The organism is Luteococcus sp. Sow4_B9, assembly GCF_052116585.1.
GTDB lineage: Bacteria > Actinomycetota > Actinomycetes > Propionibacteriales > Propionibacteriaceae > Luteococcus.
On record NZ_JBQKKT010000001.1, the window covers coordinates 142,117 to 163,357 of the forward strand.

Here is a 21,241-nt window from a genome sequence, read left to right on the forward strand (position 1 = left end):
GCACCCAACCCTAGAGGCGGGCACTGACAGTTTCCGGCGACACCTCGACGACCACGGGCACCCGGGAGGTCGCGGGCGGGCACCCGGGGACTGTCATAGGTGGTGGATAGGGTGACCTTCGTGTCCAGTCCTGCCCAACCTCCCGCAGACCCGTCCGTCGTCCTGGAAGCCCTCGACGCCGAACAGCGGCAGGTTGCGACGACCTTCGATGCGCCCGTGGCCGTCATCGCGGGTGCCGGGACCGGCAAGACCCGCGCCATCACGCACCGGATCGCGTACGGGGCCCTGACCGGCGCTCTTGATCCGCGTGGTGTGCTGGCCGTCACCTTCACCACCCGAGCTGCCGGCGAAATGCGCTCCCGGCTGCACCAGCTGGGGGTCGGCAGCGTCCAGGCGCGCACCTTCCATTCGGCGGCGCTGCGTCAGATCCAGTTCTTCTGGCCCAGGGCCTATGGTGTGGAGCTGCCCGAGGTCACGGATCGCAGGATGTCACTGGTGGCCGAGGCCGCCTCCCGCAGCGGGCTGCAGGTGGACACCGGGCTCCTGCGGGACCTGGTGGGGGAGATCAGTTGGGCCAAGGTCTCCAATGTGACGGCGGGGGAGTACCCGGCCATCGCCCGGGCGGCGAACCGTGTGCTGGCAGGGGCAGACCCGGAGACCGTCGCGCGGGTCTTCACCGCCTACGAGACGGCCAAGAGAAATCGTGGGCAGATCGACTTCGACGACATCCTGCTGTGCACCGCCGCGCTCCTGAGCGAACACGAGGACGTCGCGATGCAGGTACGCCAGCAGTACCGACACTTCGTCGTGGACGAGTACCAGGACGTCTCGCCGCTGCAGCAGACCGTGCTGAACCTGTGGTTGGGGGAGCGGCGTGACCTGTGCGTGGTGGGAGATCCCCACCAGTCCATCCATGCCTTCGCCGGGGCGCGCGCGGACTTCCTGACGGGTTTTGCAGTGGCACATCCTGGTACCAGGGTGATCCGGCTGGTGCGGGACTATCGCTCCACGCCCCAAGTGGTTGACCTGGCCAACAAGGTCATGGCCCCACGTCGGGCGGCACAACTGGCGGCTCATGCCGCTGGCACGGCGGGCAGTCTGCAGGGCGTGAACCTGGTGGCACAGCAGCCCAGCGGTCCGGCCGTCGAGTTCGGTTCCCACCCGGAGGAGGCGGAAGAGGCCCGGGCCATTGCCGAGTGGTTGACGGCCCGCCATGGCGAGGGCGTCGAGTGGCGCGAGATGGCGGTGCTCTTCCGCATCAATGCCCAGTCACCTGTGCTGGAGGCCGCCCTCAGCGAGCGGAGGATCCCCTATCTGGTCAGGGGCAGCGACAAGTTCTACGAGCGGCCGGAGATCCGACAGGCGCTCGCGCAGCTGCGCGCTGCGGTGCGGGCTGAGCCGGAGGGGCCGGGACTGCCCCTGCTCAAGGATGTGCTCGCGGGAGTCGGGTGGTCGCAGGAGCCGCCGGAGGGATCCGGATCGGTGCGTGAGAAGTGGGAATCGCTGAACGCCCTGGTGGATCTGGCTCATGACATTGCCGTGGACAATCCGGAGCACGGTCTGGTGGAGCTGGTCGGTGCCCTCAACGAGCGAGCCGCCCTGCAGGAGGCGCCCGTCAGTCAGGGAGTGACCCTGGGCACGCTGCACGCCTCCAAGGGCCTGGAGTGGGATGCGGTGGCGCTGTTCGGAATGCAGGAGGGGACGCTCCCGTTCGTCCTGGCCACCACCCCGGAACAGCTCGACGAGGAGAAGCGGCTGCTCTATGTGGGCATCACTCGTGCTCGTCGCCATCTGCGCATCTCGTGGAGTCGGTCCCGTACCGGGGGCCGGGGCAACCGTGGGCCGTCCCGCTTCCTCGACGGGCTGACGCCGGCCGCCGTGGCGCAGGCCGCGGAACAGGCGGCAACTCCTCGACGCCGCAATCGACGCAGCGCGCAGTCACAGACCTGCCGGGTCTGTCACAAGAGTCTTGGCACCGGTGCGGAACGCAAGCTGGGTCGCCACGAGGGCTGTCCCTCGGACATCGACGAGGAGCTGCTGGCCCGGTTGAAGGCGTGGCGGCTCAGGACGGCGCAGGCGGCCAGCCTGCCGGCCTTCGTGATCTTCACCGACGCAACACTGGTGGCGGTCGCCGAGTCACGCCCTCGAACCGAGCAGGACTTGCTGCGCATCGCAGGGATTGGGCGTTCCAAACTGGAACGCCACGGGGCGGACCTGCTGGCACTCGTGGCGGGCGAGTCCCCTGGTGCCGATGAGGAGCTGCCGATGGACGGCGAAGGGCGTCAAGACCCCTAGTCAAAAATACCTTGCAGGTTCTTTCGGCAGACCATAGATTGGGCACCACGAACTCGCACGGAAGGGCCGTGTGGGACGAGATCCGAAGGGAGGGCTGAGACATGAACAACCAGAACACCGCGATTGCGATGAAGCTGCGTCCGTCGTCCGCCCTCGCCTCGGCTGGCTGGACCGTTCCGGGCACGCGTCGCCCCAAGACGGTTGGGGCCGACAACAGCACCCTCGTCAACCACACCCACCAGCACCCTTCTCCGAGTCCCATGGTCTGAGCCACGCACTGGCAGGCCGTGACGTCGGGGAAACCCGGAGTCACGGCCTTTTTCCTGCTCCGGATCCGCAATCAAGGCCTCCAGGAGTTTCCAGTCATGAGCAGCACCCTCACCACCGCCGACGCGTGGGATCTCGAGGAAGTGGATCTCAGCACCCCGAGCACGCCGGCGGCGTGTTCAGACGCCGAGCCAGAGCTCTTCTTCTCCGACGACATGGGCGTCGTGGACCAGGCGAAGCAGATCTGTCGCAGCTGCCCGGTCCGCGAGCAGTGTCTCGCCGCAGCTCTGGACCGTGCCGAACCCCACGGTGTGTGGGGCGGCGAGCTCTTCCAGGATGGCGTCGTGATCGCCCGCAAGCGGCCACGCGGAAGACCTCGAAAACATCCGATCCCGGACCAGACTCCCCTCGGGATGGGAGCTCGGGCGGCCTGACGCTCAGACGGGGGACCAGCAACAGCCACAGTCGTCGTGGTCCCCGAAGGTGGACCTACGGGGCCGTGGGTGCTGCAGGTCATGGAATTCGACGCACCCCACCAGGTGCTCCGCAGACCCGAGCGAGCGCGCCATCCAGCCGACCTCCAGCACCGTACGGGCTGCGATCCAGTTCTCCATGGCGGGGTGGGCTGCCGTCCGCATCCGGCACAGGTGGGCGAGGACCCGCGGCCAGGCAGGATCCGTGACACCCAGAGCCAGATCGTGGCACGTGACGCAGGGGGTGCGGCCCGGCAGTACCAGCGGGCCGATGCGGCCGATGTCGCCGTGACACCCCACCACCAGGTGGGGAAGATCGTGACGGGTGAGCTGGCTCAGCAGCACACGGTCCGCCTCAGCCCGGTCTGGTGCCACGACCACCAGGTCCACCTCGGCCCGGGCCATCGCTGCTACATCGTGCAGGGCCCGCACCCGCACGTGGTGGCGTGGCCGCAGCCAGTGGGCCATCGCCTGCCCTCCCGAGATCTGTGTTCCCTGTCCCCAGATCGTGCGATCGGGTCTGGCGGGATCATGACAGGTCAGCTGCATCCCGCCGGCGCGCAGGAGCCCCTGGGCGATTCCGCGCGCCAGCCGTCCCGATCCAGCCACGGCCACGTGGATGGTCGACATGGCGGAGCGGCCTACCTCGTCGACGCAGAGGCCGTGCTCGTCGAACAGGTCCAGCAAGCCGTCCAGCTGTTGCCGCTCGGGGCTGGCCAACCCGCGCACCAGACCATCCCGGGAGAAGGGGCTCTTGGCCCAGCCGAGCCGCGTTTCGATGCGTGGATCGGGCTGTTGGATCTCCGCCCAGCAGGTCTCGTCCACCCAGTAACGCACGGCGTCGCCCGTTGGGATGCGGTGGGCGCGCAGACAGGTCTTCATGAATCCCATCCTGCGACGGGATCCATCCGGTGTGGAGTGCGGACAACACCGTGACAACGAGCTGCCAACACCCCAGCGTGGGCGGGGGCTTCGGGTGGACTCGGAGACGACGAAGGGGGCGAGCCCCATGGGCTCGCCCCCTTCGAAGGAAGCAGTCGACGCCTGGGCGCCGTGTCCTGGACTACGCGATCACTTGGCCTTGCCGAGGATGCGGTTCAGATTGGTGCCACACTCGGGGCACTTGGCCTTGGCCATGCGGGTTCCCTTGTCGTTGACGACGACATTGCCCGAAGCCTCGCGCTTGTCCTTGCACTTCACGCAGTAGAACTCACCGCTGTAGGTCTCTTCGTCGGCCATGTTTTCCTCCTGAGGTGTGTTGTCCGGCCGGCAGCCAGAACTGAGGCGGCCACCGGGCTCGACGTTCACTGTAGCGATGCCCACACAGCAAAAGCGCGCCATCTGCCGCGGCACGCCGACGTGATGGGGGCAATTTCGCGCTCAGCGGTGCTCGGATGGTGCTCGCGGGGAACGGACGAGGCCCCCGGCGATCAAGATCGTCTGCCTTCCCCTGCACACGATCGACCAGCCGAGGGCCTCTGGAACAACGTAGTGGCGGCCGGGCCCTGCGTCAACCCTGACAGCCGACAGCCCCGTTCGTTCCTCTGCCAGACTGGGCAGGTGATCCAACCCTCCTGCGAACAGCTGGTCGTCGACGGATTCCCCGTGGCACTGCGGCGCAGTGCGCGACGTCGCAAGACCGTCTCCGCCCGCCGCGAGGGCGAGGGCTTCGTCCTCCTGCTGCCCCAAGGCATGAGCGCGTCCGACGAGCAGCAGTGGGCCGAGCGTCTGGTCCGACGCATCGTCCGGCGAGACCGGGCGCGTCGCAGCACACAGCAGCCCGACGCCCTACTGGATCGCGCGGTCCAGCTGGCCCAGGAGCACCTCGATGGGCCAGCAGGCCAACTCTTGCGCCCTGCCTCGGTTCGTTGGGTGGACAACCAGAACCATAGGTGGGGATCCTGCACCCCCGCCGATGGCACGATCCGGCTGTCATCGCGGTTACGGGACATGCCGCAGTGGGTCCGTGACTACGTCCTGGTGCACGAACTGGCACATCTGGCGGAAGTCCACCACACGCCGCGCTTCCACTGGCTGGTGGGCCACTACCCGCAGGCGGAACGGGCCCGCGGATTTTTGGAGGGCTGGACCTCGGCACGTGTCACGGCCGCTGGCGACGCCACGATCCCCGAGATCGACTGAAGTCGAGTCAGGGCAGGAATCCTGCGTGCGACCGGCTCAGTGATCGGTGGCAGGCGAGCCGGAGCCCGAGTCGCCCTCGTCGCGGCCCTCCTCGGCCAGCAGCCTGGCCAGCTCCGCATCCAGGTCGTCGGCGGCAGGGCGTGCATTCTCCCCACTCACGTAGCCCAGGGGATCGTCCAGATCTGCGGAGGTCGGGATCAGGTCCGGGTGGTTCCACACCGCGTCACGGCCCCCGACGCCCCGGTCGGCGGTCAGTGCTGCCCACAAGTTTGCGGCGTCGCGCACCCGTCGCGGGCGCAGCTCGAGCCCGACCAGGGACTTGAGGACATCCTCGGAGGGGCCACCAGCGGCGCGGCGGCGGCGCAGCGTCTCCGCCAGGACGGAGGAATTGGGCATCCAGCGTGCAGTGGCCTGGGCCACCACCTCGTCCACCCAGCCCTCCACCAGAGCCAGCAGATTCTCCAGTCGGCCCAGGATCTCCACTTGCTCCTGAGTCTGGGTGGGCTCGAACAGGCGGCCCTGCAGGTTCTCGGAGATCTCCGCCATCTTCTCCGGCGTCAGCTGACCCATGTCGTCGATGTCGATGGCACTCTCCAGGGCGGTCGCGTCGATCCGGATCTCACGCGCGTAGTGCTCGACGAGTGCGAGCATCTGTGGGGCCAGCCAGCCCACCTGGTTGAACAGGCGCTGGCGAGCCGATTCGCGCAGCATCAGGTACAGCAGCACGTCCTGGTCGCTGACTTCCAGCCCCTCGGAGAAGGAGCGGACATTCGTGGGCAGCACAGCGGCGCGAGCGTTGCGCAGCAGCTGGAATCCGATCTCCGAGCCGGTCACCACCTCGGTGGAGGCCTTCGCGATCGCCTGGGCCAACTGCAGCGAGTACATGGCGCCAGCCGCCTGGCGCAGCATGGGCTGCATCATGGCCCCGAAGGCCCCGAGCTCCGCGGGCAGATGAGCGGCCTGTCCGCCCATCATCTCGCCCATGGCCTCGGCAATGTTGGTGACGATGGGGCCCGTGACCTGCTCCCAGGCGGGCATGGTCTCCTCGATCCATTCCGCCCGGCTCCAGGCCACGGCGGGATGGGGCAGCTCGGCGAAGTCGCAGGCCTCGTCCAGCCAGAGGTTCGCGAGGCGCTCCGCATCGGCCACCTCGCGCTGCTGTTGCGAGGTGGTGCTGGGATCGGGGCCCAGACCCGCAGCCACCTGACGGGCCGCATGCCGGGTGCGTTCCCAGTTGATCCCGGCACCACTGGAGCTCTGGGCGGCAAAGGCACCCATCTGTTGCTGCAGTCGAGCCATCAACTGGTTCAGGTCGAGCTGGCCGTCTGCGCCTGGCGTGAGGCCCAGCTGGCGCAGGATCTCGGCCATCGGGTCGTTCGGCTGGTCGTCGCGGGGGGCTCCGGTCGGGTCGCTCATGGTCCCATTGAACCCCACGACCCAAGTCGTCCGCACGACACTGCCCCAAGTCGTCCGCACGACACTGCCCCAAGTCGTGCGCACGGTACTGCCCCAAGTCGTGCGCACGGTACTGCCCCGTATGTGCGCGGGGCGCGGCGGGATCATCATGGCTCGCGGATGCGGGCGGGGTAGGGTGGCGCCATGCTTCCCGTGCCCTGCGCGGGCGCCCCCGTGTGCCCTGCCCCGACCGCCTCCATGGTGGTGGGCCGTCGATGACCCGTCAGACCTGGACGGCCATCGTCTCGGCGGTCTGCTTCGTCGTGCTGGCGATGCTGCTGGCGCTGTTGCCCGTGCCCTTCGTGGCCTGGGGGCCCGGCCGCACCCTCAATCTGCTGGGCCAGGGCGACACCGGACAGCCCGCCGTGAAGGTCGACGGGCTGCGGAACCACCCCGTCACGGGCGAGCTCCAGATGACCACCGTGTCCGTGACGCGCGTCGATTCGCGGCTGAGCCTGCCCGAGGCGGTGATGGCCCACCTGCTCCCCAAGCGCGACGTCTTGCAGCGGGACGTGGTCTACCCGCCCAGCAAGACCGTCACCCAGGTGCGCACGGAGGAGGTGGCGATGATGGATGACTCGAAGTCCCAGGCTGTCGTCGCTGCCCTGCGCGCTGCCGGCGAGGAGGTGCAGCAGATGCCGGTGGTGAAGTCGGTGGGGCTGTCGGGCCCTGCCTACTCCCGGCTGGAACCGGGCGACCTGATCGAACGCGTGGACCAGACCGAGGTGCAGCGCCCGGCCGACGTCGATCGACTGGTGGCGCGCCACGCCGTCGGAGACCCGGTGGTGCTTTCCGTCCTGCGTGACGGCAAGCAGATGGACGTGACGGTGACTACCGTCTCGTCGAATGAGGACAAGAAGGTACCGGTGATCGGTACCCGCACTGCGGAGGGATACCTGTACGCGCCCAAGGTGACCTTCGGGATTGATCCGGCTGTGGTGGGTCCCAGCGCAGGGCTGGTCTTCAGTCTGGCGATCTATGACATGATCACGCCCGGTGACCTGCTGGGTGGCCGCAAGGTGGCCGTCACCGGCCAGATCTCCGCAGACGGCCGGGTCGGCCCGATCGGCGGCATCCAGGAGAAGATCGCGGGCGCCGAACGTTCCGGAGCCGAATACTTCCTGGTACCGAGCGGCAACTGCACCGACATCGCGGGCATGGAGAGTTCGATGGAGCTCGTGAAGGTCGGCACGATGGGGGAGGCCGTCAAGGCCCTCTCGGACCTGCGGGCCGGCAAGCAACCGGCCAGCCTGCCCCGGTGCCAGTGAGGGCACCCGCATCCGGACACGCATGACACGAGAACCAGTCACCGCAGCGAAACCGGTGACGACAAGACCGAAACAGAGATGAGCAGCATGACCGACGACAGCAGCGCCGAGACCCGACCTGCCGCCGAGCAGGTGTCCGAGCTCCCCGAGGCCCTGGTGGCCGCCCTGGTGGAGATCGAGCAGTATGTGGGGCAGTCCGGGTGGGACCAGCCTGCCCGGCTCTTTGCCCTGGTGCGCACGGCAGACCTGGTGGCCGCGGAGCCCCAGTTGGCCGAGCAGCTCACGGTCACCAGCGACGATGCGCTGAGTTCGATCGAGCAGGAGGACTTCCGAGATGGCGAGGACCTGTTCGAGACGCTCTCCCGAATTGGCTGGTCCGACGACGTGCACGGTTGCGCCCTGAGTCTGGAGCGTAGCTTTCTCCCGGCGGGCCTGGAGGACCAGATCCCAGCCCACCCCGACGACGCGGCGCGTTTCGTGGCCAACCATCCGCAGCACCAGGATGTGCGGGTGGTCGTCGGCGCCCTGCGCGATGGCAGCACCCACGGGTTGGCTCGTCTGGTCACGCAGCCCGACGAGTTGCTGGGGGGCCATGACCTCGTCCCCGGTCTGTCCCGCGTGCTCGCGGAGACCCTGAGGTGAATCGATGAGCACTGCACATCCCGCCGGGGGACCGGCTCGGCGCCCGGGCCGCCCCCGCCCCGCCCAGAGCGGAACTGAGCAGACCCGTCTGCCCCGTGTGTTGGCCGTGGCCGGTCTGCTGCTGGTGGCCATCGGCCTGTACGCCCGCATCTGGACCGACTGGCTGTGGTTCAAGCAACTGGGATTCACCAATGTCTTCCGCACCCGTCTAGGAACCGGACTCCTGCTGTTCCTCGTCTTTGGAGGACTCACCGCGGCGGTGGTGGCGCTCAATCTGTGGCTCGCGCACCGGATGCGTCCCCGCACTCGGGGGCCGGAGACTCCCTTCACCGGTGTGACCCGATCGCTGCTGGAGAGCAGGCACCGTTTGGCGATCGCCCTTGCCGCGCTCTCCTTCGGCCTGCTGAGTGGGCTGACCGCCTTCACACAGCGCGACCTCTTCCTGGCGTGGCGCCACGCCACTGCCTTCGGCACCACCGAGCCTTGGTTCGACCGAGACGTGTCCTTCTACGTCTTCGACTACCCGTGGTGGCGGTTCGTGCTCTCGCAAGCCTTCTGGATGGTGGGGGTGAGCCTCTTCCTGGTCCTGGTGGCGCATCTGGCGCTCGGCGCCCTGCAGTCCTTCACGATCACCACGACCCCGTCGGGGCAGAACATCGTCCGGCGCCAACCGGCTCGCCTGTCGGGAGCCGCCCAGGCCCACATGTCCGTGCTGGCCGGGGTGATGTTGGTGCTCTACGCGGTGGACTGCTGGCTGGACCGTTACGGATTCGCGGTCACGGACAACTGGCTGTTCACCGGCATCGGGTATGCGGACCTGCGCTCCCGCGTGGTGGCCAAGAACATCGTCGCGATGATCGCCCTGCTGTGTGCGCTGCTGTTCTTCCTCAACGCTCGGCTACGCCGCTGGAACATCCCGCTTCTGGCCGTGGTCCTGATGCTGGCCAGCTCGGTCCTGATCTCCGGTGCCTACCCGGCCGTCGTGCAGCGCTTCGACGTGCAGCCGAAGGGCCCGGCCCGCGAACGCGACTACATCTCGGAGAACATCACGGCCACCAGGGCCGCCTTCGGGATCAACTCGGTGGAGATCACCGAGGACTATGACGCGACCACCAGTGTCTCTGCCGGTCAGCTCAAGCAGGATGCCGAAGCCCTGCCCGGAATCCGCCTGATCGACCCTTCCCTGATTGGGCCCACCTTCGAGCAGCTGCAGCAGGTGCGTGGCTACTACTCCTTCCCCAAGGTGCTCGACGTCGATCGCTACACGATCGACGGCCAGTTCACCGATGCGGTGGTGGCCGCTCGTGAGATCAACCACGACAAGATTCCGGACAAGAACTGGACCAATCTGCACACCGTCTACACGCACGGCTACGGAGTGGTGGGGGCCTATGGCAACCGTCGCCAGGCCAACGGCGAGCCCGAGTGGATCGCCCGGGACATCCCCACCAAGGGCAAGCTCGGCGAGACCCAGTCCCGGATCTACTTCGGCGAACGCACCAACACCTATGCCGTGGTGGGCGCCCCGCAGGGAGCCGATCCCGTCGAGCTGGACACCCCCGGCGGTGGCAAGCAGGGCGCCGTCGAGACCCGCAACACCTATGACGGCAAGGGTGGCGTGGGCATCGGCAATCCCCTCATCCGAGCCCTGTACGCCATCCGCTTCGGCGACGTCAACCTGTTGCTGTCCACCGGCCGCGTGAACGAGGCCTCCCGGATCCTGTACGACCGGACGCCACGGGAGCGGCTGCAGAAGGTGGCTCCCTGGCTGACCCCGGACTCCGACGCCTACCCGGCAGTGGTCGACGGACGGATCGTGTGGATCGTGGACGCCTACACCACGTCGGGGCTGTACCCGAACTCCAACCAGGTGGAGTTCCGCCAGGCGACGTCCGACTCGCAGACCAGCGTGGCGCAGCAGTCACGTCCCGTGAACTACCTGCGCAATTCGGTGAAGGCCGTCGTGGATGCGGGTGACGGTGAGGTCACCCTCTACGCCTGGGACGAGGCCGATCCGATCCTGAAGACCTGGCAGAAGGTCTACCCCGGCAAGGTGAAGCCCCGCACGGCGATTCCCGAGGACCTGCTGGACCACATGCGCTACCCGTCGGACCTGTTCAAGGTGCAGCGCGAGGTGCTGTCCCGTTACCACACGACCAATCCCGACACCTGGTTCCAGCAGTCGGACCTCTGGGAGGTGCCGAACGACCCTGTGGCCGAGGGCAAGGAGGCGCCCAACTACCTGTCCATCAAGTGGCCTGGGGACAAGGAGCCGGTCTTCAGCCAGACCAGCGTGCTGGTGCCACGAGGTCGTGAGAACCTGGGTGCCTACATGGCGGTGAATGCCGATGCCTCGAGCCCTGACTATGGGCAGATGCGGGTGCTGAAGCTCAGCGACAGCAAGCAGGTGGCCGGCCCGGGGCAGACCTTCAATGCGATGAACACCGACGAGACGGTGGCCTCCAAGCTGCGCCCCTACCTGATGCAGGGTTCGGCCCAGGCGCACTTCGGCAATCTGCTCACCATTCCGGTGGGTGGCGGCCTGCTCTACGTGTCGCCGGTCTACACGCAGCAGAGCACCACCAGCGGTGGCTACCTGGTGCTGCGCTTCGTCGTGGTGCGCTTCGGTGAGCACATTGGCATCGGTGCCACCCTGCAGGAGGCACTGGACAGTGTCTTCAAGGGCGACGCGGGTGCCTCCACCGGAGAGGAGACCGCGGGGGAGACGCCCCAGCCCGGCGCCCCCGGCACGCCAGCGGAGCCGGTCACCGGGCAGGAGGCCGCCCAGAAGCTGCTGAACGAGGCGGCGACGGCCTTCGAAGCGGCCGATGCCGCCCTCAAGAAGGGCGACCTGGCGGGCTACCAGAAGCAGATGGATCTGGCCAAGCAGAAGGTGAAGGCGGCCGACGCGGCACTCCGCTGATCAGCGACGCTGGGGTGACAGTTGCTGGTGCCGCTCAGGGCACCAGCAACTGCACGGCGTAGCCGGCGTCCTCCAGCTGCGGGGTCAGGGCCTTCGCATCGCCCACCAGCACGACGTGCGCATTGTCCTTCCGCACGACACGTCGGTAGGCATTGCTGGCCGATGCGGTACTCACCTGGGCGATCCGACGAAAGTGCAGGTTGACGAAATCCGGGTGCCAACCCGCGGCTGCCAGGGTGGCCGCCTGGCTGGCGATGGCACCGGCCGTGTCATAGCGCAGCGGTGCGATGCCCAGCTTCTGGCTCACCGCGTCACTGATCTCGTCCGGGCTGAAGTCCTCATCGAGTTCGATGATCCGCAGCGTGTCCTCGAGGGCCTCGGCGGTGACCTCGGTGCGCACGCTGGAGGAGACGGCCCAGGTGCCGCCCAGGCGGCTGGGTGCGACGCTGAAGTGCACCCCGTAGGTGAACCCCTTCTCCTCACGCAGCACGGAGTTCAGCCGGCTGCCGAAACTACCGCCCATCGCATTGGCGGCCACCTGCAGCGGTGCGAAGTCCGGGCTGCTGCGGTCCAGGCCGATGCCGGTGACCCGGATCTCCGTCTGGACGGCATCGGGCAGGTCCACCAGGTGGACGACGCGTCGGCCCCCTTCCGTGGTTGGCAGTGCGCGTGGCATCGGGACGGTGTGCTGGGCGGGAGTACCCGAAGCAGGCCAGTCGCCGAAGGCGGCGTCGATGACGGCATCGACGTCCGCGTCCAGCTCTCCCGCGATCACCAGGGTGGCGCCGTCGGGCCGCCAGTGCTCGGCGTGGAAGGCGGCCACCGCCTCGCGGGTGATCGCGGCCACCGTGGTCTCCTCACCGCCCTGGATACGGGAGTCGCGTGAGGCGGGGTCGAAGAGGACCCGCCGCACCGCCAGGGCCGCCAGGGCCGGGGCGGAGATGCGGGTTTGTTCCAGCTCGGTCAGGCGCAGCGCGACGTGACGGGCGATGTCGGCAGCCTCATGGGTTGGTTGGCGGACGATCTCCGAGAAGAGCGGCATCGCGTCGGCGAACCGGGTGCGCGGGACGTCGAGCGAACAGACGGTGGCGGTGGCGCTGGCTCCTCCGTCATAGGCAGCGCCAACGGACTCCAGCGCGTCGATGATCTGTTCGCCGGGGTGCGGCACGGTGCCCTCGTCGCTGGTGCGCAGTGTGATGGTGGTCACGCCCTCCAGGGCCGGATCCTCGACGGACAGGGGCAGGTCCAGCACCAGCGTGGCGGTGACGACGTGCTGTCCCGGCAGGTCGAAGGCCCACACGCGAAGACCATTGGGCAGGGTGCGTTCCCGGGCCTGCGGGAAGCTCCATGGCCGGGCCGCCCGCAGCTCGGGGCGGGGGAGTCGCTGCTGGGTCATGCCTGCTCCTTGGTGGTGCCGGTGCTCTGTTCCGCAGTCTCGGTGTCCTGACCACGTTGGTAGTACAGGACGCTGCGCTGGTCAGGGTGCAACCAGTCCCGGGCGGCGCGCTGGACGTCCTGGACGGTGACGGCCCGCAGCCGCTCCAACTGCGTGTTCAGCCGGGTGGGGTCGCCGTGGAGAGTCGCGAAGGCGCCGAGCTGGTCGGCGCGGCTGTCGATCTGCGCCAGTTCGCCGAGCCATTCGCGCTCGTAGGAGGCGCAGGCTCGGTCGAGTTCCTCATCCGTGACGCCCTCGTCGATCAGCGCGTGGAGTTGTCGCAGGAGCTCCTCCTCCACGCGCTCCAGATCGACTTCCTCGCGCGCGCGGGCGGAGACCAGGGCGATCGAGCCGCGCTCCAGATCGATCTGGGAGGCGCCGGCACCCTCCGCCAATTCCAGTTCCCGGACCATCACCTTGTGCAGGCGGCTGGCTGGTCCTCCGCCCAGGATGGCCAGGGCCTGTTCCAGGGGCAAGTGGTCCGGATGGGTCAGGGGAGGCGTGCGCCAGCACAGATGGAGCGCCGAGCGGGGGACGTCGCGCACCACGTCCAACCGCGGGACTCCCGTATGGGGCGGCAGCGCCTGCACCGCGCGGCGCTCGGGCGCGGGGAGGGTGGGCAGCTGGCCGAAATACTTCTCGGCCAGGGCGAAGGCCTCGTCGGCCTCGATGGCTCCGGCGAGGGTCAGCACCAGGTTCGATGCCCGGTACCAGGTGCTGAAGAAGTCTCGGACGTCGTCCAGACTGGCTGCGTCCAGGTCCTCCATGGAACCGATGGTGGTGTGTCCGTAGGCGTGTTCCGACGGGTGGTTCAGCGCCAGCAGGAGGTGCAGCTGGTCGCCATAGGGCACGTTGTCGTAGCGCTGGCGCTTCTCCTCCTTGACCACCTCACGCTGGTTGTCCAGATTCTCCTGGCTGACGTCGAGCGTGCCCAGGCGATCGGCCTCCAGCCACAGCGCTAGTTCCACCGCGCCTTCCGGCACGGTCTCGAAGTAGTTGGTCCGGTCGAAGCTGGTGGTCGCGTTCACATGACCGCCGGCTGCCTGCAGGGCGGAGAGGTGTTCACCGCTGTCCACACCGGCCGAGCCCTGGAACATCAGGTGCTCGAAGAGATGGGCAAAGCCGCTGCGCCCTGGTACCTCGTCGCCGGAACCCACGTGGTACCAGAGGTTCACCGCCACGGCCGGGGAACTGGGATCGGGGTTGGCAACCACCCGCAGACCGTTCGGCAGGGTGCGCTCGACGATCTCGTAGTGCAGCGTCAGTGCTTGTGACATGCCCACCAGCGTGCCACATCACCGCGATGGGTGGCTCCCAACGGTTGGCGAGGTCACAGGCCGTCGACCACGCGCGAGACGAATCGGTCCAGATTGGCCTGCAGCCGTTCGACGCGGGCGGTCAGGTCCAGCGTCTCCTGGGGCTGGACCCGGCGGGGCTGTTTGATCTTGCGCGCGTACAGGGAACAGGCGAGATCGGCACACATCGCGGCGCCGACGGAGTTGCCCTCCCGTCCGCGGCTGCCTGCTCGCCGGGCACCCATCATGGCGACGTCGGCGCTGGGGTGGAAGGTATGGCACAGCGAACACATGCCCTGCTTCATGGAGGCCGTGCGGGCGGTGGCGCGCAGGGCGATCGATACGGTTTCGTCGCCGCGCCACAGTGCCAGTCCACCGACTGCGGGGGAGCCTGGGTCCCGCCAGCCGAAGTAGTCCAGGTTTTCCCAGTCCACGGAATCGAGCGATGGGAGGGCCATGCGCTTGGCCTCGCCCTTCGTGCAGTTCACGAAGCCGGCGCGGATCTGGTCGTGGGTGATGGGGTGCACCAACCGATCCTACTGCCACAGATCGGGATCGCCCGCCTCCCAGGCACAGCAAGGTCTCCCAGGGACAGCAAGGTCTCCCAAACACAGCAAAGTGCCGCTGGCTCGGGAGGTGATCCCGGTCCAGCGGCACTTTCATCTCGTAGCGGGGACAGGATTTGAACCTGTGACCTCTGGGTTATGAGCCCAGCGAGCTACCGAGCTGCTCCACCCCGCGTCGGTGAGAACTACATTACACGCCGACCAACGAAAGGCAAAATCGAGGATCAGTCCGCCTCCGGGACCAGCGCCCGGGACTCGGCATAGCTCAGTCCGGTCAGCTCCAGGAGGTCCACCAGCATGGAGCGAGACTGGGCCAGAACCACGATGCCGGAGAGCGAACCATGCACCCCGATCCCGTCGGTCTCCTCCGCGACGGCGATGATCCTCGGTCGTGCGCGTTCGGGCAGCCGGCGGGCGGCCAGCTCGGTGGCGCAGAAGTCCACGGCGTCGGCCAGATGGTCGAGCACGTCCAGATAGTCGTCGGGCACCGACTCGCTACGCCAGGTGGCGATCGTTGCGCGCCTGGCCAGGACGCGGAGATTGCGGCACAGCCGGTCGAGCGGCGCCACCAGTTCCGCGACGGCCTGCACGTGATGGCGCTCGGAGCGCAGGAAGGGGGAGTAGCGGGTCACGGCAACACCCTCCGATGCTGCGTCGGCCAATTGGCGCAGCTGCTGCTCGGTGGCTCTGGCAAGGTCCAGCACCTTTTCGCCCTTGGTGCGGTCCTGGGTCCGCAGGGCCTCTCGAGCCTCCCTGATGGTCCTGGAGCACTGTTCCAGTACGGCGCCGGCAATCAGCCGTGGCTTCTGGATTGGGCTGGTTGGCGCCACCAGGGCAAAGGCCATCGCCAGCGCACAGCCCAGCAGGGCGTCCTGCCATCGGCTCAGGCCCTGGCCTGGAGCTGGCATCAGGGTCATGACGGTGGCGGCCTGGATTCCGGACTGGTTGATCATCAGAGGTTTGGCATTGAACCAGGTGGCCACGGACATGGCGACGAAGCAGACGAGTGCGATCTGCCACGGGCCGGTGCCGAAGAGCATGACGAACAGGTCGCCCATGAAGACGCCGATGAAGACACCGAAGGAGACCTCGACGACACGCGAGACGCGCTGTCCGAAACTGAATCCCAGACACAAGATGGCGGCCACGGAGGCGAAGAAGGGCATCGGGTGGCCCAGGATGCGCTGTCCCAGGAACCATGCGGTGCCGGCGGCGAGCGCAATCTGGACGATCATGAAGCGGCGTGCGCGCCAGCGCTCCAGGCGTCTCTGCTGCTCGGCCAGCCCGAACCTCGCGGCCTGTTCGGACAGGTCGAAGGCCTGCAGCGTCATCTCATGCAGCGCAGAGCGCTTCCACCGCTCCTGCATCGTGGCTCCTTCCCAGGGACAGTTGGGCGGCGTGGTGCTCCATGATGGTCCGCTGTTCGATCATCCGGCTGGCCCCTGCATCCACATGTAGAGTTTGCCCGAGCCTCCGCTGCGCTGCGGGATGCTTGCCGATCAATGACTCAGGAGTGGGCGGATGGGATCTTTCAGGATGGGTGCGCGCAGGGCGGTGGCGTGTGCCGCCGCGCTGGTGCTGGCGGTTACGGCAGGGTGCACGGCCAAGACACCAGCCGAGGACTCCGAGCAGGCGAGAAATCTCGTCATCGGTGCCACGGCCCAGCCGCAGTCGATGGATCCCACCACGCAGAGCGGTGCTCAGATCCCCCAGGCCCTCCTGTACAACCTGTACGAAACGCTCGTGAAGATCGACGGTGACGGTCAGATCAAGCCGCTGCTGGCCCAGAAGTGGTCCACGTCGCCGGATCGGCTCACCTACACCTTCGACCTGCAGCCGAAGGCCAGGTTCTCCACGGGGGATCCGGTGGACGCCGAGGCCGTCGTGGCCAATATCAAGCGCATCCAGAACCAGAAGAATGTGCTTCCCCTGTTGAAGCGCCAGATGTCGGTGGTCTCGTCGGCCCAGGCCACCAGCCCGACGGTCGTGACGGTGAAGCTGAAGCGCCCGTCGCAGACCTGGCTCTATGACATGGCCTCCGCCACCGGCGTGATCGCCGATCCGAAGGCCTTCGGGTCGCTGGCCAGCACACCGGTGGGTTCCGGCCCCTTCGCCTTTGACGAGTGGAAGCAGGGCGAGTCCGTGGCCCTGAAGCTCAACGAGCAGTACTGGGGCACCCCGGCCCGTTTCGACCACGTCCGCTTCCGCTATTTCGCCGACGCCAACTCCATGAGCTCTGCGATGCTCGCCGGAGACTTGGACATCATCAGTGACCTGACGGCACCCGAGGCCCTGGACCAGTTCAGCGACACGTCGCGGTTCACGGTGCTGGAGGGCACCACCAATGGCGAGGTCGTGCTGGGCATGAACCAGGGCAAGGGCGGCAATCCCGCTCTGAAGAATGTCAAGGTGCGCCAGGCCATCCTGCACGCCATCGACCGCAAGGCGTTGTTGGATGCCGTGTGGGGTGGCAAGGGACAGTTGATCGGCTCGATGGTTCCGCCCACCGATCCCTGGTACGAGGATCTCTCGCAGGCCTATCCCTATGACCAGGCGAAGGCCAAGGCGCTGCTCGAGGAAGCGGGGGTCACCAACCTCAAACTTCGTCTGCGGGTCCCCACCCTTCCGTACGGCCCGTCGGCTGCGCAGTTCATCACCAGCCAGCTGAAGGCCGTCGGGATCACGGCGACGGTCGAGGAGCTCGACTGGGCCCGCTGGCTCAAGGAGGTCTTCACCGACGGGAACTACGACATGACGATCGTGAACCACGTCGAACCCAGGGACATCGTGAACTTCGCGGATCCGGACTACTACTGGCACTACGACAATCCAGCCTTCGCCAAGCTGGTGGAGCAGGCCGACCAGGCCGACGATGCGCAGCAGGTGGCGCTGATGAAGCAGGCCGGGAAGATGCTCTCGACGGATGCAGCGGCGAACTTCCTGTGGCTCTTCCCGCGCATCGCCGTCACCACGGCGGACATCACCGGAATGCCGGCCAATGCCACCAGTTCGAGCTTCGACCTGACGACGCTGGCGTCGCGCAACGGCTGATCGTTGAGCAGGTCCAGACTCCTGTTGCGCAGGCTCGTCACTTTCGTGGCGAGCCTGTTGCTCGCGTCCGCGATCATCTTCTGCCTGGTCAACCTCCTGCCAGGGGATGTTGCCACGGCCATCCTGGGTGACCAGGCCGACGAGGCCTCGCTCGCGGCGCTTCGCAGTGAGCTCGGTCTGGACCGACCCATCGTCGTGCGCTACGTCGAGTGGCTTGGCGACCTGGTCACCGGCAACTTCGGCACCAGCGTGCGCACCGGCCAGAGCGTTGTCAGCCTGATCGCACCCAAGTTGGCGGTGACGCTCTGGCTGGTGGGTCTCGGCATGCTGCTGGCTCTGGCGATCGCAGTTCCGGTGGGCATGTTCGCGGCCCTGCGCCGCCGCCGCTGGTCCGGCGCAGTCGTCTCCGCCCTCAGCCAGCTGGGCATGGCAGTACCCGCCTTCCTGGCCGGCATCATCCTGGTGGTCGTGTTTGCGGTGAAGCTGCGCTGGCTTCCGGCGAACGGCTATGTGCCGATCTCGTCGGATCCGCTGGAAGGGGCCCGGCGACTGGTCCTGCCGGTGCTCTCCCTGGCCCTCGTGCAGTCCTCCGTACTCACCCGCTATGTCCGCAGCGCCTTCATCGAGGTACTGGGAGAGGACTGGTTCCGCACTGCTCGATCCGTGGGATGGACCACGCGCGCCGCGATGGTGCGGCACGGGCTGCGCAATGCGGCCCTCAGCGTCGTGACCGTTCTGGGGCTGCAGTTGGCGACTCTCTTCGTCGGCGCCATCGTGGTGGAGAGCGTCTTTGCGCTGCCCGGGCTGGGACGCCTCTTGCTGGACGCCGTGCAGCAGCGGGAGTTGGTGCTGGTGCAGACCATCGTCATGATCCTGGTGGCGCTGGTGCTGGTCATCAACGCCCTGGTGGACATGTCCTATGTGCTGATCGACCCTCGCTTGCGCGGCAGTCAGGCAGGCCAGGCATGATGCGTCGCTTCTCGCTCTGGGCCGGTGCCGTGCTGGTGGGCGGTCTGGTACTCACCGCGCTCGTCTCGCTGGTGTGGACGCCCTTCGACCCCAATGACGTGAACCCGTCGACGCGGATGCTGCCGCCGGGCTGGCCCCACCTGATGGGTACCGACGTGATGGGTATCGACGTGCTGAGCCGCCTGATGGCCGGGGCTCAGATCTGTCTCCTCGTCGGTGTGGTGGCCGTGTCCATCGCTGCAGTGATCGGCGTGCCGCTGGGCATGCTGGCCGGCATGCGAGGCGGCTGGGTGGGGCGCCTCGTCATGCGCATCACCGACGTCCTCTATGCCTTCCCCGCTCTGCTGCTGGCCATTCTGCTGGCCGCTGCGGTCGGAGGATCAACGCTGACCGGCATGGTGGCCATCGGTGTGGCCACGATCCCTGTCTTCACCAGGATCACCCGCGCGGCCTGCCTGCAGGTGATGAGCCAGGACTACGTCTTGGCAGCCCGTGGTTGTGGCACCACGTGGCCGACCATTGCACGTCGCCATGTCTGGCCCAACATCGCCCCGCTGGTGGGGGTCCAGGCGTCGGTGAGCTTTGGCATGGCCATCCTGGCGGAGGCCGCGCTGAGCTATCTGGGGCTGGCCACTGCCATCACCACACCGTCCTGGGGACGCATGCTGTACGAGGCGCAGAGCAAGCAGCTCTTCAGCCACCCCGAGCAGGTGATCTGGCCCGGTCTGGCCATCGCCCTGGCCGTGCTGGGTTTCAACCTGCTGGGCGACGGGCTGCGCGAGCTGCTTGATCCGAGACTCCGGGAGGTGCAGTGAGTCCTCTGGTCGAGGTCAAGGAGCTCGATGTCAGCTTCGGTCGTCGCCGCGTGCCCGCGGTGACCGGCCTGTCCTTCACGCTGGAGCCCGGCCAGCGAGTGGGCCTGATCGGCGAGTCCGGCTCGGGCAAGAGCGTCACCGCCCTGGCGATGATGGGCCTGCTGCCGGACAATGCGCACGTGTCAGGCACCATCACGGTGGGCGGCCACCAGATCGTGGGGGCCAGTGACCGCGAACTGTCGAGGCTGCGCGGCGACCTGATGGGCATGGTCTTCCAGGAGCCGATGAGCGCACTGGACCCGACGATGACCTGTGGACGTCAGGTGGCCGAGGTGCTGCGCCTGCACCAGGGAGCTGCGCCCGGCCGGGCGCGTGACCAGGTCATCGACATGCTGGGGCGAGTGGGGCTGCCCACCCCGCAGCGGATCGCCGACTCCTATCCGCACGAATTGTCCGGCGGACAGCGCCAACGCGTGATGATGGCGATGGCGCTGGTCAACTCGCCCGATCTGGTGATCTGCGACGAACCCACCACAGCCCTGGACGTGACCGTGCAGGCCCGAGTACTGCGCGTTCTGGACGAGCAGCTGGACGCCGCAGGTGCGGCCTGCCTGTTCATCTCGCACGATCTCGCGGTGGTCAGCCAGGTCTGCGACGAGGTGATGGTGATGTGGCGCGGTCAGGTGGTGGAGCGGGGCAGCATCGCCCAGGTGCTCGGCGAGCCCCAGCACGGTTACACCCAGGGGCTGGTGGCCACGGCACGGCTCGACCTGGCCCAGCCGGGGGACCGCCTACCCGTCGTCGAGGACTTCTGGACGGGAGATCAGCGATGAGCACCGATCCGCTCTACCGGCTGCGGGGCGTCACCCGCCAGTACGGACGGGGTTCGTCGACGGTCAGGGCCGTCCAGGACGTTGGCCTGGACCTGATGCCCGGAGACCGGCTGGGCATCGTGGGGGAGTCCGGCTCCGGCAAGTCAACCCTGATCCGGATGATGGCCGCACTGGACCGCCCGACCGACGGCACCATCGAGTTCCGCGGAACCCAGATCCAGTCACTCCCGGAACGGTCCCTGGGCGATCTGAGGGCCAGCGTGCAGCTCGTCTTCCAGGATCCGCGCAGCTCCCTGAACCCGCGGATGCGGGTGGGGGAGATCATCACCGAACCCTTGCGGAGTCCCCTGCTGCGCCAGCGGGACGACATTCCGGTGGACCACGGCAAGCGCCTGGCCGAGGTGATGGAGCAGGTAGGGCTTTCCGCCGCCCAGGCAGATCGCTATCCACACGAGTTCTCCGGCGGCCAACGTCAGCGCATCGCCATCGCGCGGGCCCTGGCGCCCAAACCGGAGGTGCTGATCGCCGACGAGCCGGTCAGCGCACTCGACGTCTCCGTGCGCGCCCACGTGCTCAACCTCCTCCACGAGCTCGTGGAGGAGTACGCGTTGACGATGGTCTTCGTCTCGCACGACCTGATGGTGGTGCGGCACGTCTGTGACCAGGTTCTGGTGATGCGCCAGGGCGAGGTGGTGGAGCGAGGCAGCTGCGCGAAGGTCTACCAGGAACCGTCTCATCCCTACACCCAGGACCTGTTGGCAGCGGTACCACGGATTCGGTTGCAGTCCTGAACTTCTGACCTTGCGCCAGCA

At 67.6% G+C, this 21,241-nt stretch carries 19 protein-coding genes and 1 tRNA gene; 12 read left to right on the forward strand and 8 right to left on the reverse strand.

What is annotated here, in order from left to right; all coding sequences use genetic code 11:
- Positions 1 to 120 precede the first annotated feature (120 nt).
- The 3 genes from ACTQ49_RS00620 (at position 121) to ACTQ49_RS00630 (ending at position 2,996) form a co-directional block, all read left to right on the forward strand.
- Positions 121 to 2,295 carry an ATP-dependent DNA helicase UvrD2 gene (locus ACTQ49_RS00620; RefSeq protein WP_441825904.1) on the forward strand — a complete coding sequence of 725 codons (2,175 nt, stop codon included), beginning with the start codon at positions 121 to 123 and terminating at the stop codon, positions 2,293 to 2,295.
- A gap of 101 nt (positions 2,296 to 2,396) precedes the next feature.
- On the forward strand, positions 2,397 to 2,564 hold the full coding sequence (locus ACTQ49_RS00625; protein ID WP_441825905.1) for a hypothetical protein: 168 nt from the start codon (positions 2,397 to 2,399) through the stop codon (positions 2,562 to 2,564).
- A 96-nt stretch (positions 2,565 to 2,660) separates the two neighbouring features.
- Positions 2,661 to 2,996 (forward strand): WhiB family transcriptional regulator, encoded by a 336-nt coding sequence (locus ACTQ49_RS00630; protein WP_441825906.1) that lies wholly within the window; start codon positions 2,661 to 2,663, stop codon positions 2,994 to 2,996.
- A 3-nt stretch (positions 2,997 to 2,999) separates the two neighbouring features.
- On the opposite strand, the gene ACTQ49_RS00635 is transcribed toward ACTQ49_RS00630, so the two are convergent.
- On the reverse strand, positions 3,000 to 3,917 hold the full coding sequence (locus ACTQ49_RS00635; RefSeq protein WP_441825907.1) for a hypothetical protein: 918 nt from the start codon (positions 3,915 to 3,917) through the stop codon (positions 3,000 to 3,002).
- Between the two features lie 189 nt (positions 3,918 to 4,106).
- Positions 4,107 to 4,274, reverse strand: a complete 168-nt coding sequence (locus ACTQ49_RS00640; protein WP_420175378.1) for a DUF5679 domain-containing protein — start codon at positions 4,272 to 4,274, stop codon at positions 4,107 to 4,109.
- 321 nt (positions 4,275 to 4,595) lie between these two features.
- On the opposite strand from ACTQ49_RS00640, the gene ACTQ49_RS00645 reads away from it, so the two are divergent.
- Complete coding sequence (locus ACTQ49_RS00645; RefSeq protein ID WP_441825908.1) at positions 4,596 to 5,177, forward strand: M48 metallopeptidase family protein; 582 nt, start codon at positions 4,596 to 4,598, stop codon at positions 5,175 to 5,177.
- Between the two features lie 36 nt (positions 5,178 to 5,213).
- Here the strand turns inward: ACTQ49_RS00645 and ACTQ49_RS00650 are convergent, their stop codons facing one another.
- Entirely contained in the window at positions 5,214 to 6,593 is a 1,380-nt protein-coding gene (locus ACTQ49_RS00650) for a zinc-dependent metalloprotease (protein WP_441825909.1), read from the reverse strand.
- A 254-nt stretch (positions 6,594 to 6,847) separates the two neighbouring features.
- Between ACTQ49_RS00650 and ACTQ49_RS00655 the strand changes: the two genes are divergently transcribed.
- The 3 genes from ACTQ49_RS00655 to ACTQ49_RS00665 all read left to right on the forward strand — a co-directional run bounded on the left by ACTQ49_RS00655 (position 6,848) and on the right by ACTQ49_RS00665 (position 11,465).
- Positions 6,848 to 7,900 (forward strand): YlbL family protein, encoded by a 1,053-nt coding sequence (locus ACTQ49_RS00655; protein ID WP_441825910.1) that lies wholly within the window; start codon positions 6,848 to 6,850, stop codon positions 7,898 to 7,900.
- A gap of 87 nt (positions 7,901 to 7,987) precedes the next feature.
- Entirely contained in the window at positions 7,988 to 8,542 is a 555-nt protein-coding gene (locus ACTQ49_RS00660) for a PPA1309 family protein (RefSeq protein WP_441825911.1), read from the forward strand.
- A 4-nt stretch (positions 8,543 to 8,546) separates the two neighbouring features.
- Positions 8,547 to 11,465 (forward strand): UPF0182 family membrane protein, encoded by a 2,919-nt coding sequence (locus ACTQ49_RS00665; protein WP_441825912.1) that lies wholly within the window; start codon positions 8,547 to 8,549, stop codon positions 11,463 to 11,465.
- Between the two features lie 34 nt (positions 11,466 to 11,499).
- Here the strand turns inward: ACTQ49_RS00665 and ACTQ49_RS00670 are convergent, their stop codons facing one another.
- The 5 genes from ACTQ49_RS00670 to ACTQ49_RS00690 form a co-directional block, all read right to left on the reverse strand.
- Positions 11,500 to 12,861 carry a M16 family metallopeptidase gene (locus ACTQ49_RS00670; protein WP_441825913.1) on the reverse strand — a complete coding sequence of 454 codons (1,362 nt, stop codon included), beginning with the start codon at positions 12,859 to 12,861 and terminating at the stop codon, positions 11,500 to 11,502.
- Entirely contained in the window at positions 12,858 to 14,177 is a 1,320-nt protein-coding gene (locus ACTQ49_RS00675; protein WP_441825914.1) for a M16 family metallopeptidase, read from the reverse strand. The genes ACTQ49_RS00670 and ACTQ49_RS00675 overlap by 4 nt, the downstream gene beginning before the upstream one ends.
- Before the next feature lie 53 nt (positions 14,178 to 14,230).
- Positions 14,231 to 14,722, reverse strand: coding sequence for an FBP domain-containing protein (locus ACTQ49_RS00680; protein ID WP_441825915.1), 492 nt, complete (start codon positions 14,720 to 14,722; stop codon positions 14,231 to 14,233).
- A gap of 140 nt (positions 14,723 to 14,862) precedes the next feature.
- Positions 14,863 to 14,936 (reverse strand) — tRNA-Met (locus ACTQ49_RS00685).
- Between the two features lie 49 nt (positions 14,937 to 14,985).
- Entirely contained in the window at positions 14,986 to 16,128 is a 1,143-nt protein-coding gene (locus ACTQ49_RS00690; protein ID WP_441825916.1) for an FUSC family protein, read from the reverse strand.
- A 154-nt stretch (positions 16,129 to 16,282) separates the two neighbouring features.
- Here ACTQ49_RS00690 and ACTQ49_RS00695 point away from each other — a divergent pair, with 154 nt between their 5' ends.
- Genes ACTQ49_RS00695 through ACTQ49_RS00715 form a run of 5 tightly spaced genes read left to right on the forward strand, consistent with a single transcriptional unit; the run spans position 16,283 to position 21,220 of the window.
- Entirely contained in the window at positions 16,283 to 17,812 is a 1,530-nt protein-coding gene (locus ACTQ49_RS00695) for an ABC transporter substrate-binding protein (RefSeq protein WP_441825917.1), read from the forward strand.
- 21 nt (positions 17,813 to 17,833) lie between these two features.
- Positions 17,834 to 18,781: an ABC transporter permease gene (locus ACTQ49_RS00700; RefSeq protein WP_441826042.1), complete on the forward strand. Its 948-nt coding sequence runs from the start codon at positions 17,834 to 17,836 to the stop codon at positions 18,779 to 18,781.
- The gene (locus ACTQ49_RS00705; RefSeq protein WP_441826043.1) at positions 18,781 to 19,596 is read left to right on the forward strand and encodes an ABC transporter permease; all 816 of its coding nucleotides are present in this window, start codon (positions 18,781 to 18,783) and stop codon (positions 19,594 to 19,596) included. The genes ACTQ49_RS00700 and ACTQ49_RS00705 overlap by 1 nt, the downstream gene beginning before the upstream one ends.
- Positions 19,593 to 20,429, forward strand: a complete 837-nt coding sequence (locus ACTQ49_RS00710; protein WP_441825918.1) for an ABC transporter ATP-binding protein — start codon at positions 19,593 to 19,595, stop codon at positions 20,427 to 20,429. Before ACTQ49_RS00705 ends, ACTQ49_RS00710 begins: the two co-directional genes overlap by 4 nt.
- Complete coding sequence (locus ACTQ49_RS00715; protein WP_441825919.1) at positions 20,426 to 21,220, forward strand: ABC transporter ATP-binding protein; 795 nt, start codon at positions 20,426 to 20,428, stop codon at positions 21,218 to 21,220. Before ACTQ49_RS00710 ends, ACTQ49_RS00715 begins: the two co-directional genes overlap by 4 nt.
- The last annotated feature ends 21 nt before the right edge of the window (positions 21,221 to 21,241 follow it).